Source organism: Bacillota bacterium, from assembly GCA_024655925.1.
In the GTDB taxonomy this organism is placed as follows: Bacteria; Bacillota; DTU025; order DTU025; family JANLFS01; genus JANLFS01.
Window position 1 is genome coordinate 1 of record JANLFS010000013.1, and the last position, 4,953, is coordinate 4,953.

Sequence of the window (4,953 nt, forward strand, 5' to 3'; positions counted from 1 at the left end):
AGCTGTTTCGACATCGTGGCTTTCGTGCACACCAAAGACAAGACAGAAGCAGCCGGTCTGGATTTCGAAATGATAATCGGCACCGAGGCCCTGTGGTGTCCGGCGGCTGCGGCAGGGGCCAAGGCCATGGTTGCGGGACTTGCGAACGTCTGCCCGGAACTTGTGGTTGACTACTACGTCGCCACCGTGGAGAAGGGAATTGAAGCGGCGGCAGCGATGCAGCCCAAGGTGCTGAGGGCACGCGAGCTGATGAAGATAGGCCCCACCATTCCAACCTGTCATGCCATGTTGGAGCTGCGCGGGATCAAGGCAGGGCTCCCCAAGATGCCCTTCCTTCCATTGGACGCGGAACAGAAAGCGAAGGTCAAAGCGGCCATGGAGAAGGAAGGACTCCTCTAACTGCACTAGCCATGGGCCCGGCTTCTCGGCTGGAGCCGGGCCCTGCTTCAGTCATCGGAGTCAAGACGGAGGCAGATTATATGAAACCTCTGGTAATCATAGCATCAAACTCATTTGGGCTTCTCGCTGACGACGGCGTGAGGCTGCTCAAGACTGTGGCAGAGGTCGAGAGAGTGGACGCCCTGAAGGTCGAAGAGAGCGTATTCCTCGATCTGCTTGGCCGGGCAATGGTGATCGTGGGCGCGCCGCGTCGCTTCAGCTCGAGGATCTCATCTTGCAGCACTCTCAAAATGATAGCCATTAGGGGGGCGGGCACCGATTCCCTGGATGTGGAGACGGCCACTAGGAACGGGATTATAGTGACCTTCGCGCCGGCAGCCAATTCCACCTCTGTGGCGGAACTGACCGTAGGTCTGCTTCTGAACATCACCCGGTGCATCCACCAGGCTGTGACATCGGTTCGGGAGGGGAAATGGGAACGGCTGGCCTTTGCCGGCACGGAGATCGAAGGCAAGACCGTTGGCATAGTAGGTCTTGGTGCAATCGGGCGAAAGGTTGCGCGAATACTGGACGGGTTCGGAGTCACCAAGGTGGGCTACGACCCATTCATCCTGCCTGTGCAGGCCCAGGAACTCAACGTAGACCTTGTGAACCTGGAGACGCTTCTTTCTCGGTCCGACTTCGTCTGCATCCACTGCCCTGCGACACCCGAAACCCGCGGTATGATAAACGCTCGGACCTTGTCGTTTATGAAACCTACTGCGTATCTCATCAACACGTCTCGCGGTGAAGTCGTAGATCAAAAGGCGCTAGTACAGGTGCTCCGCGAGGGCAAGCTTGCTGGGTACGCCACTGACGTGCTCGAAGTGGAACCACCTCCCAAAGGCGAAGAACTCCTGGCTGACGAGAGAGTAATCTGCACCCCTCACATCGGTGGCTACACGATTGAGGCGGCACGCCGCATCGACACAATGGTGGCATCTGACGTGGTGGCAGTTCTTGAAGGCCGCAGGCCAGAGATGAGCCGGGTCCTCAATCCGTCCGTGCTCACTCCGGCAGATATGTGAAAAGGGGCAGCTCATACATGCAAGCAGTTCTCGGAGTAGACATGGGAACCACCAACATAAAGGCGGTTGTGTTCGGCCTGGATGGGAGTGTCCTGGGCCTGGGCCGAATGGAGCTCCAAGACATATCCCCATCATCTGGTGCAAGCGAACACTCCCTTGACGAGCTGTGGAACGCATTCGCCCTCACAGTGAAGACAGCCGTACAGTACTCAGGTGTCTCGCCTGAACACATTGGCGGTATTGGGTTCAGCACTTACCTGGGCGGCTTCACAGCCCTGGATACTGATGGCCAACCCATAATCCCCAATATGCTGACATGGAAAGATAAACGGGCGCTCAAGCACAAAGACAAGGTCTTCGAAGGCATTACAGAGGATGAGTACCGGCGGAGGATCGGGCAGCGATGGACCGGCTCGCAAGCTGTCCCCCGGTTCCACTGGCTCAAGGAGCACGCTGGAGTGGACGCTGACCGCGTGGGAAACCTGATCCTGTGCGCGAAGCAGTATGCGGTGTATCGGCTCCTGGGCACCCATCACTTGGACTGGGAATGCGCCAGGTCCACAGGGCTTTTCAACATGGAGACCCGGCAGTGGCAGAGAGACCAGTTTGAGACATGGGGTATACGCGAGTCCATGCTTCCCCGGCTCTGGAAGTGCCACGATGTCATTGGCCAGGTCCCTGCAGAGACCGCGAGGTTCCTCGGTTTGGCGCCCGGAACACCAGTGGTGATAGGCGGCGGGGACGGGCTCATGAGCAGCGTTGGTTGTGGAGTCATCCAACCTGGAATCGCCGCTGCCAGTATCGGTACAGTGGCGGTGGTCCGTGGCTTCAGACGTGAGTATGTGCACGTCAAAAACCCCATTGTGGACTGTAAGATACTTCCTGATGTAGGTTTCCTGAATAGTGCCATCGCCTTGACCGGGGGACTCGCCCTGAAGTGGTTCAGAGACAAACTCGGTCGCCTGGAAACGGTCGTTGCGGAGGAAAGTGGCATAGATGCTTTTGTCCTGGTAGATCAGATGGCAAGTCAGGCGTCTCCCGGATGCGACGGGCTGCTATATGTTCCGCCGAAGCCAGGGGACGTCGCTTTCGATGGCTCAGGTCATCCCGTTGGGTCGTTCATCGGAGTCACTGAGAGACACGGCAGAAAGGAATTCGCCAGGGCGATCATGGAGGGGATCGCCTACATTCTGCGGACTGAGTTGAGGATGCTGCTGGAAGAAGGGTATGAACCGTTCGAGCTCATGAGATTCGGGGGCGGAGGCGCGCGTTCTCCGTTGTGGTGTCAGATTGTCGCAGACACTACCAGACTTCCGGTGGAGACTGTGGCGACTGAAGAGACGGGGGCGCTCGGGGCGGCCATCATGGCCGCCTGGGGTGTGGGCGCTTTTGGATCCCTGCAAGATGCTGTGGAATCCATGGTTCATGTGGTTCGCCACTATGACCCTGAGCCAACTTCCGCCAGGATATACGAAATGGCCTGCGCGAGAAGAGAAACACTGGCGCTATGAGGAGAGACGACGATGGACAGAGGAAATGCCATCAGGCTTCACCCAGCAGATAACGTGGCAACGGCACTTGCTGACATCCAAGCAGGTGAGCTGGCGGAGGTCCTGGACAAGACCGCCGCATGCTCCAGCCTTCCCGCGCTTGATCCGATACCTTTTGGTCACAAGCTGGCTGTTGCCCTTATCCGTCGTGGCGAACACATCCTCAAGTATGGAGAGAGCATTGGAATCGCGACGCAGGACATACGCCCAGGCAACCATGTGCACATTCACAACCTGGACAGCACTCGTGGACGGGGTGACCTAGGTGAAGGGAAACGGGGCATATGATCTTCCGCGGTTACCTGCGGCCTGACGGTTCAGTCGGCAGCCGCAATTACGTCGGAGTCATACCGAGCGTGGTGTGTGTAAACGAAGTAGTAGACGCCATAGTCAGGCAGACACAGATGACCCGAGGCATTCTTCATCATCAAGGATGCTGTCAGCTTCCCCCTGATTTGACCAGGGTAACTGATGCCCTGATAGGGTTGGGCAAGAACCCGAACCTGGGCGCAATCCTCATAGTCAGTCTAGGCTGCGAAGGAGTAGACTGTGAGAGGCTAGTGAGGGAACTCAGGGCAACTGGCAAGCCGGTTGAGCGCGTGGTGCTCCAGGAGCTCGGGGGCACGAGCCGCACGATACAGGCCGGAATCGATGCCGCCCAACAGATGGCTATCGCCATCTCCAGTACTCCCCGGCAGGAGTTTCCGATCTCCAAAGTCACAATGGGGATCAAGTGCGGGGGATCAGACACCACATCTGGGCTAGCCGCCAATCCCGTGATCGGATACGTCTCCGACCGGGTGGTGGACGCGGGCGGCACGGTGATCTTCGGCGAGACCACCGAGTTCATTGGGGCAGAACACATTCTCCAGAAACGCGCGGTCTGCCCCGAGGTCTCAGCCAGAATCAAGGAGATAGTCGACCGCATGGAATGCAGGGCCAAGTCCATGGGAGTAGACATGAGATCTGGCCAGCCCACTCCCGGAAATATCCGCGGGGGCATTAGCTCGATAGAAGAGAAGTCCCTGGGTGCCATATCCAAATCCGGCACGAGGCCGATTCAGGGCGTGTTGGAGTACACAGAAGCTCCGGCCGGGCCGGGCCTCTGGGCGAAAGACTGCCCGGGACGCGAGATAGAGGTCCTGACTGCAATGGCCATAGGAGGGGCTCAGGCCATTCTGTTCTCTACAGGGTGCGGCGCGCCTCAGGGGTTCCCGTTTGTCCCTGTCATCAAGCTTTGTGCCAACCCCTCTGTCTATGAACGTCTCAGCCACGACATGGACGTCAACGTGGGGCAGGTTGTACTCGGGAAGAAGTCCCTGAAGGACATGGGCAATGAAGTGTTTGCGACGCTCGTTGAGGTTCTGTCGGGCCGCATGACCAAATCTGAGGCCATCAACTACACCACTTCGATGGACATACATGTTACTGGTCCCGTAATCTGAGGTGAGGAACGTGACCGAAACGCGCTTCCCCAGGTGCGCTTGGGTCAATCAGGAGATCGCCGCCTCTACCCTCCAAGGCGTCCAGGCGGAAATCCGGAAGGAGCTGGCTCGCATAGGGCTTGGCTCCATGGTTCGGCAGGGCTCCAGGATCGCCGTCACAGCTGGGACTAGAGGCATACATGACATGGTTGAGGTTCTCCGCTGGCCCCGTGGAGCCGGACAAGGTCAGACTGGTCCGCATCAAGAATACTCTCGAGTTGTCTCGCATGCTGGTCTCAGAAGCCCTTCTGCCCGAAGTAGCGGGCTTTCCCGGATGCACGATGGTAGGTGAGCCAGAGCCATTGCAGTTCGATGACGCTGGCAACCTCAGTCGTTGGGATTTGAAGGCCTGATTCCTCCCGCTATGCGGGACTTCGTCTGTCCGGAGAAGCGTCGTCTGGGTCGGACTGCCATGACCATGTCGAGTAGATCCGTCCAGATCGGCCATTGACG

6 protein-coding genes are annotated in these 4,953 nt (G+C 58.2%); all 6 read left to right on the forward strand.

Features of this window, described 5'->3' with window-relative positions; translation table 11 throughout:
* On the forward strand, nucleotides 1–399 hold a 399-nt coding region (locus tag NUW23_03285; protein MCR4425203.1), incomplete at its 5' end, for a dihydrodipicolinate synthase family protein.
* 80 nt (nucleotides 400–479) lie between these two features.
* On the forward strand, nucleotides 480–1,466 hold the full coding sequence (locus NUW23_03290; protein ID MCR4425204.1) for a hydroxyacid dehydrogenase: 987 nt from the start codon (nucleotides 480–482) through the stop codon (nucleotides 1,464–1,466).
* Nucleotides 1,467–1,483: 17 nt separating this feature from the next.
* Nucleotides 1,484–2,977 carry an FGGY family carbohydrate kinase gene (locus NUW23_03295; protein MCR4425205.1) on the forward strand — a complete coding sequence of 498 codons (1,494 nt, stop codon included), beginning with the start codon at nucleotides 1,484–1,486 and terminating at the stop codon, nucleotides 2,975–2,977.
* 12 nt (nucleotides 2,978–2,989) lie between these two features.
* Nucleotides 2,990–3,304 (forward strand): UxaA family hydrolase, encoded by a 315-nt coding sequence (locus NUW23_03300; GenBank protein ID MCR4425206.1) that lies wholly within the window; start codon nucleotides 2,990–2,992, stop codon nucleotides 3,302–3,304.
* Nucleotides 3,301–4,461 carry a UxaA family hydrolase gene (locus NUW23_03305; GenBank protein ID MCR4425207.1) on the forward strand — a complete coding sequence of 387 codons (1,161 nt, stop codon included), beginning with the start codon at nucleotides 3,301–3,303 and terminating at the stop codon, nucleotides 4,459–4,461. Before NUW23_03300 ends, NUW23_03305 begins: the two co-directional genes overlap by 4 nt.
* Before the next feature lie 179 nt (nucleotides 4,462–4,640).
* Entirely contained in the window at nucleotides 4,641–4,853 is a 213-nt protein-coding gene (locus NUW23_03310) for a hypothetical protein (protein ID MCR4425208.1), read from the forward strand.
* Nucleotides 4,854–4,953 lie beyond the last annotated feature (100 nt).

Coding starts and splice junctions, on each gene's coding strand:
- NUW23_03290 (MCR4425204.1), top strand. CDS start 480: ATGAAACCTCTGGTAATCATAGCATCAAACTCATTTGGGCTTCTCGCT.
- NUW23_03305 (MCR4425207.1), top strand. CDS start 3,301: ATGATCTTCCGCGGTTACCTGCGGCCTGACGGTTCAGTCGGCAGCCGC.
- NUW23_03310 (MCR4425208.1), top strand. CDS start 4,641: ATGACATGGTTGAGGTTCTCCGCTGGCCCCGTGGAGCCGGACAAGGTC.
- NUW23_03300 (MCR4425206.1), top strand. CDS start 2,990: ATGGACAGAGGAAATGCCATCAGGCTTCACCCAGCAGATAACGTGGCA.
- NUW23_03295 (MCR4425205.1), top strand. CDS start 1,484: ATGCAAGCAGTTCTCGGAGTAGACATGGGAACCACCAACATAAAGGCG.